This window comes from Catenovulum adriaticum (assembly GCF_026725475.1).
GTDB classification, from domain to species: domain Bacteria; phylum Pseudomonadota; class Gammaproteobacteria; order Enterobacterales; family Alteromonadaceae; genus Catenovulum; species Catenovulum adriaticum.
In genome coordinates this window covers 243,720-265,220 of record NZ_CP109967.1, presented here as the reverse complement: position 1 = coordinate 265,220, position 21,501 = coordinate 243,720, and the positions used below count along the sequence as shown (strand labels likewise).

The 21,501-nt window shown below is 37.4% G+C and carries 13 protein-coding genes; 3 read left to right on the top strand and 10 right to left on the bottom strand.

Annotated elements, in window-relative coordinates; genetic code table 11:
• Positions 1 to 58 precede the first annotated feature (58 nt).
• The gene (locus tag OLW01_RS17055) at positions 59 to 3,595 is read right to left on the bottom strand and encodes an Ig-like domain-containing protein (protein WP_268077239.1); all 3,537 of its coding nucleotides are present in this window, start codon (positions 3,593 to 3,595) and stop codon (positions 59 to 61) included.
• A gap of 339 nt (positions 3,596 to 3,934) precedes the next feature.
• Here OLW01_RS17055 and OLW01_RS17050 point away from each other — a divergent pair, with 339 nt between their 5' ends.
• On the top strand, positions 3,935 to 5,617 hold the full coding sequence (locus tag OLW01_RS17050) for a cytochrome-c peroxidase (RefSeq protein ID WP_268077238.1): 1,683 nt from the start codon (positions 3,935 to 3,937) through the stop codon (positions 5,615 to 5,617).
• A 110-nt stretch (positions 5,618 to 5,727) separates the two neighbouring features.
• On the opposite strand, the gene OLW01_RS17045 is transcribed toward OLW01_RS17050, so the two are convergent.
• The 8 genes from OLW01_RS17045 to OLW01_RS17010 form a co-directional block, all read right to left on the bottom strand.
• Positions 5,728 to 6,669 (bottom strand): family 16 glycosylhydrolase, encoded by a 942-nt coding sequence (locus OLW01_RS17045; protein WP_268077237.1) that lies wholly within the window; start codon positions 6,667 to 6,669, stop codon positions 5,728 to 5,730.
• Between the two features lie 103 nt (positions 6,670 to 6,772).
• Complete coding sequence (locus OLW01_RS17040) at positions 6,773 to 8,785, bottom strand: alpha/beta hydrolase family protein (RefSeq protein WP_268077236.1); 2,013 nt, start codon at positions 8,783 to 8,785, stop codon at positions 6,773 to 6,775.
• The gene (locus OLW01_RS17035) at positions 8,778 to 9,401 is read right to left on the bottom strand and encodes a hypothetical protein (RefSeq protein WP_268077235.1); all 624 of its coding nucleotides are present in this window, start codon (positions 9,399 to 9,401) and stop codon (positions 8,778 to 8,780) included. The genes OLW01_RS17040 and OLW01_RS17035 overlap by 8 nt, the downstream gene beginning before the upstream one ends.
• 5 nt (positions 9,402 to 9,406) lie before the next feature.
• On the bottom strand, positions 9,407 to 10,876 hold the full coding sequence (locus tag OLW01_RS17030; RefSeq protein ID WP_268077234.1) for an SEL1-like repeat protein: 1,470 nt from the start codon (positions 10,874 to 10,876) through the stop codon (positions 9,407 to 9,409).
• Between the two features lie 25 nt (positions 10,877 to 10,901).
• Positions 10,902 to 12,146: a glycoside hydrolase family 117 protein gene (locus OLW01_RS17025; RefSeq protein WP_428980215.1), complete on the bottom strand. Its 1,245-nt coding sequence runs from the start codon at positions 12,144 to 12,146 to the stop codon at positions 10,902 to 10,904.
• A 33-nt stretch (positions 12,147 to 12,179) separates the two neighbouring features.
• Positions 12,180 to 15,506, bottom strand: a complete 3,327-nt coding sequence (locus tag OLW01_RS17020; RefSeq protein WP_268077233.1) for a glycoside hydrolase family 2 TIM barrel-domain containing protein — start codon at positions 15,504 to 15,506, stop codon at positions 12,180 to 12,182.
• A 535-nt stretch (positions 15,507 to 16,041) separates the two neighbouring features.
• Entirely contained in the window at positions 16,042 to 17,499 is a 1,458-nt protein-coding gene (locus OLW01_RS17015) for a DUF7133 domain-containing protein (RefSeq protein ID WP_268077232.1), read from the bottom strand.
• Between the two features lie 4 nt (positions 17,500 to 17,503).
• Positions 17,504 to 18,820, bottom strand: coding sequence for a c-type cytochrome (locus tag OLW01_RS17010; protein WP_268077231.1), 1,317 nt, complete (start codon positions 18,818 to 18,820; stop codon positions 17,504 to 17,506).
• 283 nt (positions 18,821 to 19,103) lie between these two features.
• On the opposite strand from OLW01_RS17010, the gene OLW01_RS17005 reads away from it, so the two are divergent.
• Positions 19,104 to 19,328 carry a hypothetical protein gene (locus OLW01_RS17005; RefSeq protein ID WP_268077230.1) on the top strand — a complete coding sequence of 75 codons (225 nt, stop codon included), beginning with the start codon at positions 19,104 to 19,106 and terminating at the stop codon, positions 19,326 to 19,328.
• Positions 19,329 to 19,420: 92 nt separating this feature from the next.
• The gene (locus tag OLW01_RS17000; RefSeq protein ID WP_268077229.1) at positions 19,421 to 20,296 is read left to right on the top strand and encodes a 3-keto-disaccharide hydrolase; all 876 of its coding nucleotides are present in this window, start codon (positions 19,421 to 19,423) and stop codon (positions 20,294 to 20,296) included.
• A gap of 165 nt (positions 20,297 to 20,461) precedes the next feature.
• Here the strand turns inward: OLW01_RS17000 and OLW01_RS16995 are convergent, their stop codons facing one another.
• Complete coding sequence (locus OLW01_RS16995) at positions 20,462 to 21,313, bottom strand: family 16 glycosylhydrolase (protein ID WP_268077228.1); 852 nt, start codon at positions 21,311 to 21,313, stop codon at positions 20,462 to 20,464.
• Positions 21,314 to 21,501: the final 188 nt, after the last annotated feature.

Sequence of the window (21,501 nt, the reverse complement as noted above, 5' to 3'; positions counted from 1 at the left end):
TTGCCCGCTATTTGTGTATGACAAACAACAGGCTGTTTTTGTTAAAGTGGGCTCAGGCTTAGTTTTCAACTATCTCAACTTTAAAATCATCGATATAAAATAACTCGCCCGTTTTATTAAAATTAAACTGCATATTGGTATTGCCCGGGGCAAAGTTTTCACCATCCATCACAAATTCAACTTTGCTCCATTCTGATTTAATCTCAAACCATTTTTGCGGCGAGCCGATCCAACCGCTAGCATTATTCCAAAATTGGGTAAAACCACCTACCCAGCCACCTGCACTTGCGCGTTTTGCATAAAACGACAGCTTAATTTGTTGGCCTTGCTGATATAGGTCTTGTGGTAAAACCGAGCTATCTAACAAAATACCAACTTTGCCACTACTGGTATCAATTGATAACCCATAATCGCCTTCAAAAGCAGCGCTTGTGGTAATATTGGCACTGCCAGCTGCATCCCAAGCCAATGTCCAAGGTGACAATAAAGCAGATTCAAAGTCTGGATTTAAATCCCCAATCAAGTTGTTATCTATATCTGGCAAGTCTTGTTCGCTAATGGTGATATCTTCAATCACTAAATTTGCGTAATCTGTTTGCCAATTCCCACCGATTTCACGAATAGCCACATTAAAACGGTAACCGTCATCAGCAACAATTGGATTGACTGGCCAAACGGTTAAATCAACACTGCCCGTACCCGGCTGAACAGTTGTTCGGGTGCCGCCTACCCATCCGCTTGGATGGTTAATATCAAACGTAATATCACTTTCAACGACGGCTCTATATTGAATTGTCATTTTGTAAGAAGGCGCCACCGTTAAATTATCAACCGATGATAACACTTCAACACTAGAATCATCGGTAATGTTCCAATCTTCATCATGAATCACAATCCCACTGAGAGAATGTGAATCAACATTAGTACGCCAATTTCCATCAATCGCTCTTAAACCTGCTGTCCAACGATAACCGGAGCCAGAGGGTAATGTATCTTGCAGGTTAAATGTAATTTGAGTTTCTCCTTCACCCGCCGGTACCGTAACTCGAGCTTCCCCTAGCCATTCATTTGTAGGAGAACGCATTTCAAGTGCAATGTCTCTGTCTTTATTGGTTGAGTAAGCTATTTTAATTTGATAGGTATCCGATGAGATTTCATCCGAGGTATCTTCAATAATAGTCACCGTATTTGCGATTGAAATTTGATCAAGCACTTCAACATTAACTTGTTCACTAAAATCACCTTCGGCTGTTGTCGCAACCACTGTCGCTGAGCCCGGTTGAATAGGAGTAACAATGCCATTGTCATCAACACGCACAACGTCGGGGGTTAGCGATGTCCATTCAATTTGCTGTACACTGGCATTATTAGGTAATACCTGTGCGTGCAAGCGCCGAGGTTTATCTTTGTTAATCGCTAAAATGCCATCTTGTATATCAGGGTGCGTTAGCTTAAGACCTGTTGTTGCGATTGGTTGCAATTCAGCTTCTTGTGCAACCTCTAATACCATAGAACTCACCCGACCTTGCTCATCAGGAAAAGTGACGCTTATTTGGTTATTCTGTTTTAAGTATTTAGTTGGAATCGGAATTTCAATAGCACCAAAAAAGTCACTGCGACTAGCTTGGTCATATCCGGCCCAATCATTAGGTACTTCTATAATATGGCCATTAACGGATAACACGGGTTGTTTTGATTTATCATGTTTTCGGCCAATGCTCATTCGTAAAGTTGACATGGTATCGCTGCTATTAAAACCATGTTGTTGATAATGCATTTGCAACGCTTGCTGTATTACTGGGCTGCGCTGAGCAGATTTTACCAAGCCTTTTAATCTAACATCGTTTTGCCAATTATCAGGCGAGCGAGCAACCAGTTGATTAAACTTAGCGTTTAAACGTTTCAATAAAACCGTGTGCTGTCTTTGTAATTGTGAATTCTGATTTACATTCGCTTGTGCATTGTAATCAAACTGATTAGAGAAATAATCAGTAAAAGAAGTGGGCGTTGGGTTTAATACAACATCATTAATTTCAAACCCAATCGGAGTGTTGGCGTTAATCGGTTGTAAATGCGTTTTGGCGTAATAGGTGTCTACCGCTAAGCTTGAATTTTGTTCAAGTGGTTCTGAAAATTGATAAGCAAGTACAACCGTTTCATCTGCGGCTAAGTTTAAAGTACTTGGTGCTGAGCTTAGTATTTCGTCAGTAAAAATGGCAGCTTCTCTGTACGGTACATTCAATCGTTTAAGCTGAACTTGCTGCAAATTATCCAAATTATTAACAAAATTAAGTGATACCGTTTTAGTATCAGTTTCTAAGTTATTCAACGCTACATATAATTTATTGCCATAAACAAAAGCTTGGCTGGCTAAATCTGGATCTTGCTCGGTAATTGCAACCCGCTTGCCTTTAACTTCTGACCAAAGCTGAAAGAATTTTGCTTTTTCAGTTAACAAGAAACCATTTACTTTATTGCCCACAATTTTACTTGGATCAGGTCTAAATAAAGCAGCAGAATATGGCTGAAAATTATTTGCCTGATAAAACCATTCAGCTTTACCGCTAATAAATGGAATAGAAGTCAACAACCTATCTTCACGGGCAAGCGCACTAAATAATAGGTGATTCAAAGCTCGAAGCTCTTGTGAACTTCGCTCTGGGCTATAATCAACCCCCTCATAACCGTCAATGATGCCACCGTATTCAGTTAATGCATGCGGTTTTACTTTATCCCACTTGTAATAACTATAAGTTTCAATTAAATCCATAATCGCTTCTGCATTACTGCCAGAGCGTTTATTGTCTTGCCCTGTTACATTAACCCCATCGTATAAATGAAATGAAAATGCATCAACTTCGTCGCCCGCCAAATCCATAAAGCGCATTTGTCGCGATCTCCAGTGTTCAAAATCATCTAATTCCATAGAAGGCCAAGCTGATGAATAACCAACCACTTGGGTGTTTAAACCACGGTTATCAAATTCTAACGCAATCTGTTTAAACCATTCTGTCATTTGATCTTGTACAATTGCGTTTTGCTCTGGGTCCCAGACGCCCTCAACAAAATCTTGCGCGTGCACAAAAGGTTCATTCATGGGCTCATAATATAACGGGCGATTTTCATCAGTATAATAATGTTCAAAATAGTCGGCAGCCCAGCGCGCGCCTTCAACTGGATCATTACCCTCGCGCATTACATTTCTAGGGTGGTCAGTAACAATTAACCGATTATCGGTATACCGATGTAAATCATTTTGCTGCTGGTTTTGAATATTTTTAGCACCTTGTTCAATCGCAAACTCGGTGCTTGGATAAAATGTATCACCACTTGCAGACAAAGGGCTCCAAAATGAGCGACCAAATCCAGCATTTAATTCTTCGGTAATTAGTTGAATGTCACTTGGCGTGAACTCACTGCTAGTTGGCGTAGAGTGTAAATTAAAAAATTTATCTCGATTTAAAACTGAGTGTCCGCCAATAAATTTTTGCATACTCGTATCAATATTGATGTGGGTATTATCTGCAATGACTAAGGTTGGGTAAGTAGAAATAGCTAACAAGCTGGCTATAACTGTAGGTCGTTTAATTCGCATATTATTATCGTCTCGAGTAACGCCTGAAAATCGTAAACAGCTTAATCAACAGACTAGATTAAACATAATGTTAAAATAATATTAACATTATAGTTTTTCACTTGTAAATAACATATTTTATATAAAGACAACTTATTATTTGCTATTTGTTATATGAGCGTCAGTAATTATTTCCGTTGGTGTTAAAATTACGATAAAATCAAATAATAGCAATTAACAATAAACTTATATAAAAATACAAAAAACCATATATAAATTAAAACATATCGATTTTTTCATTGTTTTATGTCGCTTAAACACCGCATATCCAACTATCAGATAAGTGAATTTATTAATTTTATGCCAGCCCAATTACAAAAAAGACATTTTGCCTTTAAACGAAGCCCTGTCGTTATAGCTTCGTTTTTAACGACAATGTTATTAATGGTTATTGTCTTTAGCGGTTTAAGTATTGCTGGAGAAAAAAATTATTCTTTGCCACAGGTTTCTTACCCAAACGAAAACCCACCTCAGGAATCTAAACGCATTTTAGGAAAAATATTATTTTGGGATGAGCAATTATCAACCGACAATTCAATAGCTTGTGGGAGCTGTCATTTACCCGCAAGCGGTGGTGCAGATAACCGTGTTGGTAGGTTTCCAGGCTACGATCAACAATTTAAAACGGATGATGATATTGTAGGTAGCATTGGTGTACTAACACGCAATTCACTAGGTCAACCAATAGTCCACCCCGTATTTGCTAACCAACGCCAAGTGACTAATCGCAGCTCGCAAAGCTATTTTTTAGGCGTATGGGCTAAACATAATTTTTGGGATGGTAGAGCAACCTCAGAATTTATTGATCCAGAGAAAAAAACAATTGCGATAAAAACAGGTGGCGCATTAGAAAACCAAGTATTAGGGCCATTAATGAGTTCGGTTGAAATGGCAAAACAAGGGCAAACACCCATTGAAGTTGTTCAAAAACTATCACAAACTAGGCCTTTAGCGCTGGCGAATAAATTACCTGATGACATAACAAAAGCATTAGTCAAGGGTAAACAGTATCCATATTTATTTGAGCAAGCATTTGGTGATAAACAGATTAGCCTTAAACGGATTGCATTTGCCATTGCCACTTATGAACGAAGCTTAATCGCCAATCAAACACCGTGGGACTTAGCAATGGCAGGTCAACATAAGCTGGGTTACCAAGAGAATTTAGGCTTCGAATTTTTTAAACAGAGTGGTTGTAGCCAATGTCATCAACCTCCTTTATTTACCGACAATCAGTTTTATAACATAGGTATACAAGGCTTAAATGCAGATCAAGGTCATCAATTAATTTCTGCAAAAAAACAGGACGCTGGCGCCATGAAAACGCCAAGTCTTCGTAATGTAGCACTTAAAACCCATTTTATGCACACAGGGCAGTTTACGAGTTTAAATGAAGTAATGGATGCTTATGCTAGTATTCGTTTTGACTCTATCGCTAGTCAGTTGCCCAATGGCGAAAAATATAACTTTCAGTTTACCGAGTTTCAACGCAAAGCGATTATTGCATTTTTAACCAACTCACTAACCGATCCTAGAGTTCAAAATGAAACCTTCCCTTTTGATCGGCCTAAATTAAGATCTGAAACACAAAATGCCTCCCCTGCTCTATCGATTACGCAAGCCAGCATTAAAATTAACCATAATAATCAAATTGAAATCAGTTGGTGGAACCCAAACCAAACGCAGCCATCTGACATTGAAATAGTCCGTAGTGACGGGCATCATTTTTGGCAAGCAGAACCACCATTTATTGATATGAACGCTCAAGCAGGTCAAAACTATCAATATAAATTATTTGCCCGTAATGCTTTATTAAAGCCCTCAGCACCGATCACATTGAATATTAAACTGCCTTACTCAAAAAATCAGTTGTTATTAATTGGAATGAAAATTGGGATAAGTGTCATACTATTTTTTACATTCGGCTCTTTAGGGTGGCTATTTATTAAATATCGGTTTAAAAGAGATAATAACGGCAGGTAGGTATTTATATTGCTTTTGAACAATAGGCTATTTATTACATATCAAGACAAGCACGCGCGAGAAGAAGCGCCATTTAACGGCGCTTCATCATTTTATTACGTTAACTTTAATTACAAGTTAGGTTTATAAGCTCGAATCCAATCTACAAACATTTTGTTTTTACTGGGATCTGATAACTCAGCTTTGCTCGGTGTAATTCCTTTTCGCGCACGCCAAACATGATCTTCCATATCAAAAATAATTCGCATGCCTCTGTCCATAAAATGTCCGTCTGGGTCATTTAAATCATTTTTATCCGTTAAAGTCCGTACCAGTTTTCCATCTAAATAAAACTCCATATATTTAGGCGATTTCCAGAAAAAACCAAAACGATGAAAATCTTGATTTAATTTAGCTTTATCAGCAGTGGTCGCAAATTGTTGTTTGTGGCCGTAATCTTCAAGGTAGTCATTGGTTACAGGATCACGCTTAAAAATATGATAATTAGTTGACATATGAGTCACTGTTTTATCACTATCGCCATATGTTTCCGTGACATCAATTTCGTTTCTGTCGTCATCGCTTAACATCCAAAAATTATTCGCCAACGCTAAGCTCGATACTTTTAAGCTAGCTTCAACATAGATTGGATATTCAATATTTTGTTTAGCGGTAACAAAACCAGTGTAAATCGTTTTTTTAGTTTTGAAATTACCATAATCAATGGTTTTACCTTGCTGGTTAGCCGGCACGCTTGCAGCCGTTAATACCAGCTGGCCATTTTGGATAAAACTATGGTCTGCACTAAAATAGGTTGCGCCCGGTCCTTTCCAGCCCCGTATATGGTTGTCATACCACTTTTGGTAAAAAGCTTTATTTTTCTGCTCATAATTAAAATCATCGCTGATAAATCCAACTGGCTGCCATTGATAGGCTTCAGCTAATTTAGCAGGCAATGGAACCGCTTGCCAATCTGGTGAGCTAACATTAGCAGATTTGGCATCTATTTGATTTATATTTGAACAGGCTGATAGACTTAATATTAGCCCGAAGCCAAGTAACTTATGTTTCATAACTACCTTTATTTCTTATTTATTTTGTTGACAATATACATAAAAATTCTTACAAACACCAATATAATTTATATACAAATCAAATAAATCATATTTAATTAATTTAAGGTGCCCTATTATTTGGAATAAATACCAAATCAGGATCAGCTAAACCTGCTTTTATTAATAAAGCTTCGCGCGCTTGGATATCGCTAGAATACTCACCGATTGGGGGGGGTAAGTTAAGCTTACGTCGAATAAAATCATCAATATAAGCTAATTCATGTTGTTGAGCCAGCAATTGTGAATGGCCGTGTCCTGACCATTTATAATACACAGATTCGACGTCCGCTTTATGCATTTTTAGCACATACTTTAGCCGATTACTGTGTTCAAAACTGGCTTGTTTATCTAACCTGCCCGCCGTAATTAAAACCGGATTCTGAATTTTGTTACTTAAATAAACCGGTGAATGTGCCAATAGTTTTTCATCATTTTTACCCACAACACGCGCCCAGCGTTTTGTCACTTTTTCATCTAGCTTGCTATTTCTGTCACTAAAAATTAAAGGTAAATCAAACACACCAAAACGCGCAATAACACATTGATAAACACTCGGGTGTAAAATTGACAACATCACCGCTGAGTAGCCGCCATAACTGGCACCTATCGCACAGATATGCTGATAATTTGAAGTGCTAGTCACTTGCTTTACCGCTGTATTGATATCTCGCTCAATGGTTTTACCAAATTCACCGCGTCCTTCATCTAAGAATTTTTTCCCATATCCATCAGAGCCTCTGTAATTGACTTGCAAAACACTATACCCACGGTTTACCAAATATTGGACTTCTGGATTAAAATACTTCCAATCTCTAACTCCAACTGGCCCACCATGCGGCATGACTAGTAAAACGTGATTGTCAGCTTCTAATTGAGGCCGAGTTAACATGGCTTCAATCAACTGCTTGTCACTCGTTTCTACCTTAATTGTTTTTGTTGGGCTAAATTTTACGTTTTGAATGTAATTATTTTCACTGCCTAAGTACATTGCTTGTTTGGTTTGGGCATCAAAAAAATAAATCTGTCCTACCTGATCGCTAGAAAAAACCTTAAAAATAAAGCGATCTCTAGCTTGATTATGCGACATAAAATAAAATTGCTGATCTGCAAACGTTTGTTGGATCAATTTTTTGTAATAATGAAATTTTTCATCAAAGTACTCGGTTTGCCACTTGCCTTGCTCGAAGTAACTAGCGGATAAAACAGAGCTTCCTTTTTCATCTAGTTGAGCACTTTCAATATCATAATTGGGATGCTGATATAACACTTTACCAAGCTGTTGTGTATTTACATCAAATTCGTACACAGATTTCAAATCGGAATTTAGGTTAGTAATTACTGCTAGCTTACCGTTTTTTAAAAAACCAATTGGGGTAAATTCATTTTCAAGAGGATCTAAAGTCTTCAGTGACTGCCATTTTTTATCTGCATCTAAATATCGATAAGTTACTTCATCTTTCTCTTCATCATAAGTATGGCTGAATCGAATTTGGTGATTGGCATCGGTTTTATAATCATTTGCATCGGTTAAAGTAGATTCAAATTCAACCTCATTTGAAAAGTTATCTCGCAACAAAGCACGATAATCCGTTTTATAAATTTTAAGCTTTGAACGACGTCCTTTATAAGTGGCATACCAAAGTTTTTTAGCTTCATTTGGCAAAGGATCAATCACATAGCCATTTGAATTAATCCGCCGCAAGCTAAAATCCTGAGTAAGATTATTCATTTCGACCAACCACTTATTAAATTGATTAGCCGTATTATTTTTGTGTCGGGTTTCAAAATAAAAAATATTATCATCTAACCAAAACAACGTTTTTACATGAACGTTTTCATTTTTTTTAGCTGCAAATATAAGCTGTTCATCGCCTTGATGTAAATCTAATAATTTAATTCTTAAATCGCCTTTTTCATAACCATAAACTGCAATTTTATTGCCCAAAGAATTAAGCTGAGCATAGCCGAAAGTCGGTTTTACAAATAAAGATTCAACTGACAAGAGTTTATGCTGAGCCGATACATCGACTGAAAAAAGCGCTAACAATAATGTTAACAAAAACATATTACTCATTATTTAATACCTCAGCAGATGACCTAGCGGAAGCATTATTAGGCATTGCTAGCGACGCATTTAAATAAAATTGATTTTGTACATAATCAATAAATGTATCGTTTCCAGGACCTTGATAAACAAGCTTGATATTTTTCAATAATGACGGCTTGGTTGCTTGCAAGTATTGGATTGCAAATGAGGACTTATTGACGAGTTCAACCACATTCTTTTGATAATAACCCAGCATAAGATGCTCTTGAATTTCAAGGTTACCAATATAATTTATGCGGCCCGGGCTCACGTCAAAATCCCATTTTAACTCATCATTCAACTCATATTTTTTAATGCCAGTTTCAACTTGAGTAAACGTATAAGAACCAATTGGCACTTGCGCCAACACAAACTGGTTATCTAGCTGAGCACTGTCGGGTTCATATGTTAAATTAATAACTCCATCAATGTGCACAGCTTCTATATGCGACAAGGTGTCAAAGCCCATTAAAATATAGCCTGTGTATTGTTTGCCCTGTTTATCGTGAATATCGATTTGAGTGGACGGTTTTATCGCAACACTACAAGCCAGCAAACTTAGGCTGGCATATAATAAGCACAAGTATCGCTTTAAACGCTTCATTCAGGTTATCCATTTAATTGAGCTTGCAGTTTTTTCCAGTCGGCTACATTCCAATGATAGTCTTGGCCAATTTGAACGGCTTGGCTTAAATACTTTTTAGCTTTAGATTGGTCATCCAGTGTCAAATGCATTTGTGCCATTAAATAGTAAGTTTTCGGTGTACGAGCGTCATCGTCTAACTCGCTAAACCAGGTTAACGCTTGTGTTGCAAATGTTTTATTTACATTTTTCTTAAGCACTTTTAATTCAACCCATTTATGTTGCGCTAACCTATGGGATTGCTTAGCGGCTTTGCTTAGCCAATATTCTGCTTTTTGGTAATCTTGTTTCAGATAAGCTGAGGTAGGCTGCATCGCTAAATCTCCAAGCTTATATTCTGCATCTGCATATCCGTGTTTTGCAGCTTTAATTAGCCAAGGTAAACCTGCTTCTAAGTCATTTTTTTCATAAATTTGATATTGTGCATAATCAAACTGTGCAACATTAACGCCTTGCTCTGCTAGCTCTAGTAAAATCGGTTCAAATGATTCGTACTCACTCTCTGACAACAGGCGTTTATAGCCTCTTAAAAAGCATGCATACAAATACTTAGAACTAACGTTTTCATCCGCGGCATTTTGCAACTTTTTAAACGCTTTATATAAATTTGGATAACTCTCACGTAACGAAACCACGCCATTTACACCAAAATAGAAATTTTGTACGAGTCCGTATTGTGTCACTGGCTTTTGAGCGCTAAATGCTGGTTTGAAAGTCGAATTAAGCAATGATTCAATTGAAGCGCTATTAAAACGTGCTTTAGGCCATGAAAATACCACCTCCGGCTCTCGCACTCGGCCATCCACTGCTACATCATATTGAATTTGAACCATGCCCGAATCATCATTCACTAAAACTTTAGACAGATTGTTGATTAGTGATGGATTTCTGTGTAAGCGCTGAATAGCCGAATTATTATTTGCCCGTGCAAAACTACCTGGATCATAATACAACTCCCCCTGCACCAGCATTTTAGCACTTTGAGTGATCACCTGTTTTTCAGCTTTTGATTGAGTTATCACTGGATACAATCTTTTTGTTAAAGCTTGAGCGCCTATTTCCGCAATTTTTTGTTCCGTATATGTAATCGCCTTTGCTTGCTCACTTTTTTCAAGAGAACCATATATCTCTTCGGCAAACCGCCTCGCGTTTGGATATTGATACTCACTGGCTAAAAAAAACCATGCCATTGATTCTATTTTATCTACTTGGCCTAACTGCCCCTGAAAATGCATCACACCTAAATTAAACTGAGCTTCTGCATTACCAATATCAGCTGCACTTTCAAACTCTATTTGAGCGGTTTTAAAATCCTTTTTTTCAACTGCTTGGGTGGCTTCAACTATACCCGCATGGCTGAATGTACTGGTTAAATAAAGCCCACCAGCAAGTAGCACGGTCTGCGCTAATTGATAGTTTATTGTCCGTTTTCTCATTTATTTATCTCCCTAACCCTATGTTCTATCGTAGTTCAGCTTTATTCATGGCCTCGCGTTTTGCTCTTATCGAGCCTAAACCCTGCTCAAAATAAACATCAGCTGATAAATAATATTCAGTATCTCGCATTGAGGGTTCATCAATATGTTGTGCTAAATCACAATCAAAACGCGCTAAAATAGTATGTCTGGTATCTCGCGTACCTTGCCAAGTAAAATGTGATAATCCCCATGTGATACCTTGACCGTTTTTAGTATCGGTAAATGCATCTGGAATATAAGGGCCTGCGGCAAATGGCATCATAGACACTGTGGTTACCACGTCAAAATTAACGCCATCTGGTGCATACTGAATGGTATTATGTTCATTTCCGTGACGAATCACTAAAGCGGCTATCCCTTGTTTCCAAGGAAACAAGGTGGTTTCATGTCCGGAGTTCATGACTGGATTCAGCGGATGTTTTTTAAATCCACCAAGTGGGTCATCACTAATTGCCAATCCTTGCGCCCTTACAATTTGGCCTTGTGCTTTAAAATCAGATTTATAATAAAGGTATATTTTTCCTTGGTATACAAGCGGATAAGGGTCATGAATTGAACTTTGATCCCATGCACCTTTCGCGCCATTTGGAATGACAATTTTATTGGTTGCTTTCCAAGGACCATTAGGCGAATCAGCTACAGATACGGTTACAGGGCAATCATCACCATGTTTACCAGAAGCTTCTAAAAAACCTTGATAATAAAGATAATATTTCCCTTTCCATACTAAAATATCAGGTGTGGAAACCGAGCGCCAACCTACATTTGGTTTTGGCGGACGTTTAACCGCAACACCTTGCTCTTGCCAATTAAAGCCATCTTCGCTCGTTGCATACCAAATTTCACTTAGATCCCAATCAGACGAAGGAATGCTCTCGGTTGATTTAGCTGCACCGCGTGGTGGAGTATGAGTTTGTCTTTTGGTATACCAGACATAATAGCGACCATTTGCTTTTATCACTTTGCTAGGATCGCGCCGGGTAATAGTACCGTCACCGTTTGCATAATCAAAACCTGATAACCGAGTATATTTAAACTGAGTAAATAACTGGTTAGGTCGATAAGTGGGCGTAGAATATTGCTGATACGCTCTATTCATGGCTTTACTTAAAGGCATATCCGGCTTTTCCATCGGCATATGATATGGAAAAGCGACGGGATTATTTGCGTCGGCCCAACTCAAAAAGCTTATGCTTAGCATAAACCAAAGACTTAATTTTTTTAACATGCTCAATACCCTTTTATTGTTTGAATTCATAGCTTATAAGTTTTCAGCTTGTAAGCTAAACGAATACTGATACTGGCCAGGCTTTATTTTATATTGATCAATAGGCGCAGCTAAGCTACTCCATGAATCAGTTCCACCTACACCTGCTTGTTTTAAATCAATATTGAGGGTGTAAAAACCCTGAGGCGTTAAGTCATAAGTATGTTTTGCTTGATCTAAGTTTTTTTGCGACCAAGGCCAAACAGACATATTTAAACTTTCTTTTCCATCAATCACTAACTGAACTTTGGTATTAGGATTAATCAGTTTCCACCAATCCACTTGTGTTCTGTTCCCGTTTTCTTGAGGGACAATATAAGCTTGCGTCATTTCAGCTGTTTTAGCTTGATAAACGCCAACTTCAGCTGATGATTGTCTATCTACATAATTTTCAAACGGACCTTTACCATAATAACTAAGCTGCTCAAATGCCTGTATTACGCCAAGCTGCATCCCAATTCGAGGTAAAGTAGGCATTTTCTCATCCGCATCCATTGCCATAGACACCTGAATTTTGCCATTAGCGAAGATATGGTAATCCAGCGAAACTTGCACATCCGATTGATATGCTTTACTAACCGCTATATGCACCTTTTTTGCCGAGCTTGACACCAATTCAAATTGTTTTAACGCTAAGTTATCTGCCATATCACGCCATACTTTTAGCGTTTTGTGAGTTTGCCAACCGCCTCTATCGTTATCTGTTTGAGCACGCCAGAAGTTTAGTTTAAGGGGGGCGGCTATCAAATTGTCGCCTTTAAATTGGTATTCAATTAATTCACCCGTTTGCTTATTAAAGTTGGCTTTAAACTGTTCACCTATAATCGTGATTTGCTGATTATTTTGTTTAATCGATAAATCTGCATAAGCTGCTAAGTCTAATGACTGATGCTTGCTATCAGCAGTTGAGTTAAGCGAAGGTTTAATCGGTAGTTCAAATTTTTGCTTAGCAACTTCATGCCCGGCTTTGGCCCACTTTTCGTCTTGTGTTAAATGAGCACTTAATCTTAACCAAAAACGCGCCCCTGTTTGATGATGCTTTTCAAAGGTTTCATTAAGCGATAATTGCTGAGCTAAATTAAGCGATGTTTGTGTACCGGCTGCAATATCTAACGCAGGTAATTCCCCTTCACTTAGCACTTGCCCATCGCGATATAACTGCCAACGAATTTGATATTGCTTAAGGTTACTATGAAATAAACGATTACGAATACTTATCTGCCCTTTAGCCAAATCGTCAGCAATAAATTGAATTGGCTGAAAAACATATTTCGCATGCCACAACTCTGGTGTTGCATTGCCATATGAATCTACAATGCCGTTTTGATTAAAGGCCCCTGCATTGGGCTCATCACCAAAATCACCACCATAAGCTAAATAAGTTTCACCTTGCTCAGTTTGATGCTCTAAACCTTGATCCATCCAATCCCAAATAAATCCACCAATTAAATTCTTACGAGACCAGATTAAGTCCCAGTACTCATCTAAATTACCTAATGAATTCCCCATCGCATGTTCATATTCACACATCAAAATTGGACGAGACATATGAGGGTTGTCTGATAAGCCTTTTAAATAGTCAATACTGGGGTACATGCGACTAATCACATCAACATAAAAAGGGTCATCCGGATTCGCTAGCGGGCTCACTCTATCTAATTGATTTAAGGTTTCTGGCACCCAGTACCATCCTCGTGGAGGCTGAACAAATTCAGGGTGATCCGGCTGGCCTTGTGCACCTTCATAATGAACAAAACGGCTGTTATCAAAATCTTTTATCCAGCCAGCTGCCGCCGCATGAGCTGGCCCCATACCTGATTCATTTCCTAGCGACCAAGATATAATTGATGGATGATTTTTATCTCGCTGTACCATACGTGCAATTCGGTCAGTGATGGCCGGTAACCATTGCACTGAGTTAGAAAATTGACCGCCGAACATGTGGCTTTCAACATTCGCTTCATCCATCACGTATAAACCGTATTCATCACAGAGTTCTAAAAAGTAAGGGTCGTTCGGATAATGCGCTGTGCGTACCGCATTAAAGTTAAATTGCTTCATTAATTTTACATCATGCAACATATCAGCACGCGTCACTGCTTTTCCTCTAATAGCGTGGTGATCATGGCGGTTTACGCCCATTATTTTGATGCTTTTACCATTAACGAGTAATTCACCGGTTTGTGAATCAATTTCAATTTTTCTAAAACCAACCCGGTTACTTTTAGCTTCAACCAATTGGTTATTTTGATCATATAAAGATAAAACCAAAGTGTATAAATTAGGGGCTTCGGCCGTCCAAAGTTTAGGTTGTTTAAGCTTTAAGTTCAGTAAATCAAATTGAATATTTTCACGTTGAGGGTAACCTTGCATAACCTGATCAGCATCAATTTCAAGTGCTTTAGTCGCTAACCTTGCCGAGTTTGCTTCAAATAATTCAGCCTTAAGTTTCCATCCGGCTAATTTTTGGTTATCGCTTATGGTTAAAAAAGGTCTAATTTGCAGTTCAGCTTGGCTATAATCAGCTGATAATTTAGGTTTTGCAAAATAGTCTTGAATCGCAATTTTAGGTTGAGCCAGTAGTAAAACTTCGCGGTGAATACCACTTATTTTCCACATGTCTTGGCCTTCTAAATAGCTACCGTCGCTCCAGCGCATGACTTGCAAGGCAATTTTATTTTTACCCTGTTTAACTGCATTTGTTACATCAAACTCTGCAGGTAGCCGACTACCTTGGCTATAACCTATTTTTTTACCATTCACCCATAAATAAAATGCAGACGACACCCCGCCAAAATGTAAAATAAGTTGCTGGTCTTGCCAATTTTCAGGCAATTCAAAAGTTTTTATATAAAAAGAAACAGGATTAGCTTTGCTAATCTTTGGCGTTGTATTAGGTAATGGATTAGTTGGCGTAGAATAAAAGGGTAATTCGGTGTTGGTATAATAAGGTATTCCGTAACCTTCAAGCTCTATATTAGAAGGAACCGGAATTTGCTGCCAACCATCAGTATCAAATTCAGCTTGAGCAAATGATTGGTCAATATTTTCGTCATCTGGTTGGTATTTAAATAACCATTGGCCATTTAAATTTAATAACTTAGATTTTTCGCGGTTTAAAGACCGCGCTGCATTAACTCGATCATATGAATAGACAGCCGCTCGAGTCGGTAGACGATTTCGGCTAATCACCTCAGGGGTCTCCCAATCTTTACCTAACTCAAACTGTTGAAGTTGTTTGGAAGGCTGTTTTATTTGTGCGCAACTTGAAATTAAAGTTGTCGCTAAAACACCTAACAATAAGCTTAAACGAACCTGCATATAAAATATCCTATCAAACTATGTAAATTCATTTTAACAAGTTAAAAGCATAATTGTATACAATTAACTGTATTTACTTGTAAATTTAAAAATGTAAATCAAGTCGCAGGCTAGGGTCTGTTGACGTTTGGAGTACAAATTTTGTTCTAACTAAACGCTTTTTGATCGCGACGCGAGATATGTAGCATAGTTCTTCTATGTCAATATCGAGCAACAAAGAGCAAAAAGCGTTTAGGACGAACCCGAAGGGCAGCGTTTGTTTAGCATTTCTACTGTGTTGCCCCACATGGATGTGGGGTAAGGTGACTTTGCAGGAGCATAAAGTCTTTATAGCTCATTTATGTAGCCCACTACACGTCAATCGCTATGCCTTGTATAAATACCAAACAAACTGCTGCAAAATTGTACCCAAAAGATCAACAGACCCTAGCAATAAAGATATAAAAAAACGCAATCGCTCCATTACACAATTGCGTTTGTAATTAAAAATAGTATTAGCTCACGCGCGCATGTATTAATAAAAACACTAGATAAACTAATTAAGTAATTGATTTAGCGTATAATAAACTTTTCCTACACTGGTTGAACGCTGCGTTTCACTTTGTAATCCAGAAAAATCAATTTCAATGACTTTATCTGGGTTTAACGGTAAATCGATTTCAAGTGTCTTACGATCTTGAGACAATCTAATATCCTGAATCTTTAACGAGGTAACATCTTGTTTAGGCGAACCATAATCACCGCTATATAAGTAATGCCATTGCGTCACCGCTAACTGATCGCTTGTCACTTTGTTCGGATCAAGCGCTTGGGTAAAATTAAGCTTAAAACCAGTTTGAGTTAATTTTATATCGAGTAACTCAAAAGGGTTTGTACCATCCCATACAATTTTTTGTAAACCAAATGGCTTCCCACCTTTAGCGCCCCACCCGCGTGCCGTTTGTCCAACCCAAAGTTGGCCTTGGCTATCAAACTTAGTCCGGATATTACCGCTTTGCATCCCACCAACAAAATTAATAACAGCGCCCTGATAGCTGCCATTTACTTTGTCTAATATCACTCTAAAAATATTAGATTGAGTTTGGTCACCAATAAAAATTTGCCCTGTGAAAGGCCCAAATTGCCCTTCAGTGGTATCCCATTCGGGGTTACCTGGTGAATTAGCTACCTCAATATGCGGAATCCAAGCCACTGGTTTTTCGCGCATTTTGTCTAATTGTTCCGGTGTCATTGAGCGAATTTTATCAGCGGTATAATCCGGATGATCAATAAGGGGAATCGGATGACCATAGAATTTATTTTCTTGCAAAATATGCAATTTAGATGTCTCAACCCAGTCACCTTGATTATCCGTAAAAAAGAGCTCTTGCTCTGGGCTTATACCAATGCCAGCAGGAGACCGTAAACCATAAGCGTATGGACTAAATTCACCCTGAGGGGTTACTTTGTAAGCCCAGCCTCGATAACCGCCTGCGCTACCCATAGTTCCCATTGAGAAAGATTTAGGCGCACCATGACTTAAATTCAAAGTGCCATAATAGTTACCTTGTTTATCTTTTACCGGACCAAAATTAAATTCATGATAGTTATCATGAAAAGTCCAATCGTCTGCTATTTTAATATATTCATCTGCAGTGCCATCTTGGTTAACATCAAGTAAACGGGTCAATTCTGGTTTTTGGGCAATGATAACGGAGCCATCATCGTCTATTAGCAAACCTGTTGGCTCGTGTAAGCCATCAGCAAACTTACTCCACTGTTTGTTAGCTAATTTCCATACCTCACCTAATCGTGTGACTACATACACATCGCCATTATCAGCCGTATCTAAACCCGTCACATGAAACAGGACATCTTTAGGCGTTTGAATCGTCTCAACTGAATAGCCGTCAGGCATATATTTTTCGTTAGCCGTTGCATTAAAGCTTAATAAGGCTGTGGTGATCCCAAGCGAAGTGACTAAAGTTTTACAAATTTTTGAAAATACGAACATATGATTAGTCTCCTACCACTTGAACTGATACATTAAATTGCTTATTTTTCTTAATATCTAGCGTTAAACTGCCGTTATCTATTTTGCCTGCGGAGATAGTAAAATTAATTTTTTCACTATCCGGCAATTTAAACGAAAGCGTTTTAACTTGTTCAGGATTAGCCAACACTTGATACTCAAAATTAATTTCTTGGTTTGACTGCGCCACTGCAGTTAAAGACAAACGTACTTTATCTAGCATAAATTCAAACTTTGTATGGCCAAGACGACTATATTTTATATATTCGCATTCGCTTTCTGGTTTTAGCTGCTGAGGGTAACTAAATAACCAATCACCTAATGGGACACTTGCATCTTGTCCCCTTCCTTTAATGTTAGGACCAATATTTAATAGTTCGCCCTGCCACAAACCAACGATTGCACAGCTTTTAGTATTAAATCCGTAATTTAGTTTTTGTGGGAGTCCAACAGCAATACTATAAACGGGCAAATCCACAACCACTTTACGCTGCACAAGTGTTTTGTCTGTCGCTTTAACTTCAAAATTAGTACCAGATAAAGCTTGATGAGCACGTGTCGTTAACGGGAAATATTTAATGGTTTTATCCGCATTCGTCACCATTAACGATAAATTGGTATTGGTCCATTTAGGAAATGGTAAAGGAGGCGTCATTATCTTAATTTTTAAATGCTGTTTACCTCGTTTTAGTGGCCAATAACGTTGCCAACCGCTGGCGGGTTCAACTTTCTTACCATCAATATAAACATCAACTAACATTTGTGGAGCGGGGGCAAATAATAAAGTATCAAATTCTTTAAAATTATAAAAATCACCTTCATAAACCGCTGCAAACTCTTTACTTTCTGGCATCGTTAAATCCGCTAAGTTATTAAAAGCTTGACCTGATTTAACGGGTGTTTCTCCTTCAATTTGGGAAAAATCACGTGTTTTGCTCGCTGGTAATTGATAAATTTTATAAGTCAAATTATCCCAACCTTCTCGCTTAGACAGCACATAAGCGGCAATTTGCTTAAGCTGAAGAGTGCTGTACATGCTTCCAAAAGCTGGCATACCTGCTTCGGCAAAGCCTGTCTTAATATTATTTAATATTTGTGAAGGTTTTGAGCCATGAACCCACTCGCCATCTTTTAAATTAAACCCCATTGCACCACTTAAATCTTTCTTATGACAAGCCGCACAAACAGTATCAAACAAGGCTTGTCCTGTTTTAAGGTGTTTTGGCTGTTGACTCATTTCAATAATTTGTTCATCCAATGCTTTTGAACTTTGAGCGTGAACAAAACCTATACAACTAAACAAAACAAAAATCATAATTACTATATGATTTAAATTTTTTACATTTAAAATAAAACGGCAAGATATCATTTATTAAACACCCTAAAACTATAACTCATTATTATCTTTATTATTTGAAAACAACAAGATAAGACCAGACCCTATAAAAGAATTAATATAATGTTACACCAACACATTAATTAATTAAATATAAATTAACAAAACCACTAGAAAATTAATTCCGTTTATGAAAACATTAAACTCACAAGTGAAAATTAAAATTCAAAAATGAACAGGATGTGATGATATGAAAAATTTTAGTTTAAAGCCAACCGCGTTAATAATTGCAACCCACCTAGGATTATTAGCACCATCTGTCGTAATCGCCCAAGAAGAACAACCTAACGAAAATGTTGAAACCATTGAAATAACGGGGTTTAAAGGTAGTTTACTTCGTTCACTTGATAATAAAAAATTAAATAGTTCAATTAGCGATTCAATATTTGCAGAAGATATTGGCAAAGTTAAGTAGTGATTATAGTATCGCCATTTTTGTATTGCTATGTTCTGATTTTACTTTCCCGATGAATAAACCCAATTAATAAAAAGATAAAGGATAAATAAATGAAAGCTAAACTAATAAAGGTATCGGCGTCTTTATTATTGACCCTCACCTCACTGCAACTCCATGCAAAAACAGACGATTGGCAATATTTATTAGATAATAATTTATCACAATGGGAAGTTTGGATGGGGATCCCCCATTCAAGCGTAAAAGGATTACCTGATAATACTTTTACCGCTAGTAATTTAAATCAACACGGAACCCCAACTAATGCGCTAGGTTTAAATAACGATCCTAAAAATGTGGTTTCGGTTCAGCAAATTAACGGAGAACCTGTGTTGAGTATTACAGGTGAAATATACGCCGGTCTTACCACATTAAAGCAATATGAAAATTATCATTTAAGTTTACTCGTAAAATGGGGCGATAAAAAATGGGCACCCAGACTGAAAGCTAAAAAAGACAGCGGTTTATTATTTCACTGCCAAGGACCGCACGGCGCTTTTTGGAAAGTATGGAAAGCCTGCCATGAATTACAAATTCAAGAAACTGACTTTGGCGATTATATTCCGCTATCGGGGCCACAGGCCGATTTTAAAGGCGAGTTAAAAAATGACAAAATGACTTATCAACCTAATGGCAAGAACCTAGTTCCTGCAAAAGGTTATATTCATGCTGCCTACGAACCTGATTTTGAAAATGGTAAGTGGAACAGAGTAGAATTATTTACGTTAAATGATAAAGCCGTTTTTGTGGTTAATGATTATGTGGTTATGGTAATTGAAAACTCAAAAGATAAAGATGACAATCCATTAACTCAAGGTCAATTGCAGCTGCAGTCAGAAGGCGCTGAAGTTTACTATAAAGATATTAAATTACGCCCTATCAATCAGTGGCCAGAAGATATAAAACGATTAGCAAACTTTGCTAATTAATCTTACTGAATATTCAATTTTGTGTGGTTTAAGCTCAATTTAAACCACTGCCCTACCACACGTATACGCCCTAAAATAGATAAAGCTTTAATCGAGACAATTGCGATTAAAGCCTTTATTTTCAATAAAATCTACTTTTCGTCTAGTTGAAAAACAAAGTTTAAATTAATTCCATACTCTAAAGTAGTCAACATAGTAAAACGAATAGTTTTGGCTTGGCTCATTTGCGCCCTGCTGCCAATCATAAACTAGGATGTCTAAAATAACTGGCATGCTCTTATCACCCGGCCAATGTTCTGGGGCTACTTGGCTTTTCCAAATGGTTCTGGCATTAACGCCGTCCACATAAAATCGAATACTAGATTCATCACGTAATACCCCATATACATGCCAATCAGTTACTACACCATTATTTGGCATATCAACAGGAGACTCGTAGTTAGGAATTTGATCAACATTGCCGGTTTCTTGTGACCAAATAAAATAATGAATATTGCTTTTCATTTTTTTATGGCTATTCCATCCCTGATACGGAAAGTGTTCATAAACATCGATTTCAAATTGATGACCATTATTTGCATTTCGATTAAAAAACCAAAAGCTACTTGCAATATTATTATTTGCAGCTTTAGCTTTTACTTCAAAATAACCGTACTTAAAACTGGCTTTTGATGATGCAATACCAGTACTGTGTTTATCACCGACATTTGCCCCATTTCTGGCTTCTAAAACCAAATTTCCATTATGCGTATATGCCAAGTTACCATTATATGTAAAACTATTATTTCCTAACCATCCGGTTGGATGATACCGATTCCATTTATTAGTATCTGGTGTTTGCCAATTTCCCGCTTGATTAAATTCATCGCTAACCGCACTATTAAATTGCCAATTTTTCTGATTTTTAATCCAATTACCAGTGCCATCAAGCTGAGGAGTGAAGTTAGCTTGAGCTACAATTGGCCCGATTAAACAGGTGATCCCTAATAACATATAAGTCCATTTCTTTTTAACCATATTATGCCTCTTAATTGTTAGTTATAATTTTTAATTGTGTTTATATATAAAATAAACAATTTACATAAACACAAAGAGATGTTAGTTAAAGATCTCATTTTTGTAAAATATTTTTTCAAAAAAAACATAAATTATATATGTATTACCGCATTTAAAGCATGTATTGAAGACACACCAAATGATATTAA

What these genes read in the sequence shown, in the direction of transcription:
- OLW01_RS17055 (WP_268077239.1), bottom strand. Translation starts at nt 3,595, where the DNA reads ATGCGAATTAAACGACCTACAGTTATAGCCAGCTTGTTAGCTATTTCT.
- OLW01_RS17050 (WP_268077238.1), top strand. Translation starts at nt 3,935, where the DNA reads ATGCCAGCCCAATTACAAAAAAGACATTTTGCCTTTAAACGAAGCCCT.
- OLW01_RS17045 (WP_268077237.1), bottom strand. Translation starts at nt 6,669, where the DNA reads ATGAAACATAAGTTACTTGGCTTCGGGCTAATATTAAGTCTATCAGCC.
- OLW01_RS17040 (WP_268077236.1), bottom strand. Translation starts at nt 8,785, where the DNA reads ATGAGTAATATGTTTTTGTTAACATTATTGTTAGCGCTTTTTTCAGTC.
- OLW01_RS17035 (WP_268077235.1), bottom strand. Translation starts at nt 9,401, where the DNA reads ATGAAGCGTTTAAAGCGATACTTGTGCTTATTATATGCCAGCCTAAGT.
- OLW01_RS17030 (WP_268077234.1), bottom strand. Translation starts at nt 10,876, where the DNA reads ATGAGAAAACGGACAATAAACTATCAATTAGCGCAGACCGTGCTACTT.
- OLW01_RS17025 (WP_428980215.1), bottom strand. Translation starts at nt 12,146, where the DNA reads ATGTTAAAAAAATTAAGTCTTTGGTTTATGCTAAGCATAAGCTTTTTG.
- OLW01_RS17020 (WP_268077233.1), bottom strand. Translation starts at nt 15,506, where the DNA reads ATGCAGGTTCGTTTAAGCTTATTGTTAGGTGTTTTAGCGACAACTTTA.
- OLW01_RS17015 (WP_268077232.1), bottom strand. Translation starts at nt 17,499, where the DNA reads ATGTTCGTATTTTCAAAAATTTGTAAAACTTTAGTCACTTCGCTTGGG.
- OLW01_RS17005 (WP_268077230.1), top strand. Translation starts at nt 19,104, where the DNA reads ATGAAAAATTTTAGTTTAAAGCCAACCGCGTTAATAATTGCAACCCAC.
- OLW01_RS17000 (WP_268077229.1), top strand. Translation starts at nt 19,421, where the DNA reads ATGAAAGCTAAACTAATAAAGGTATCGGCGTCTTTATTATTGACCCTC.
- OLW01_RS16995 (WP_268077228.1), bottom strand. Translation starts at nt 21,313, where the DNA reads ATGGTTAAAAAGAAATGGACTTATATGTTATTAGGGATCACCTGTTTA.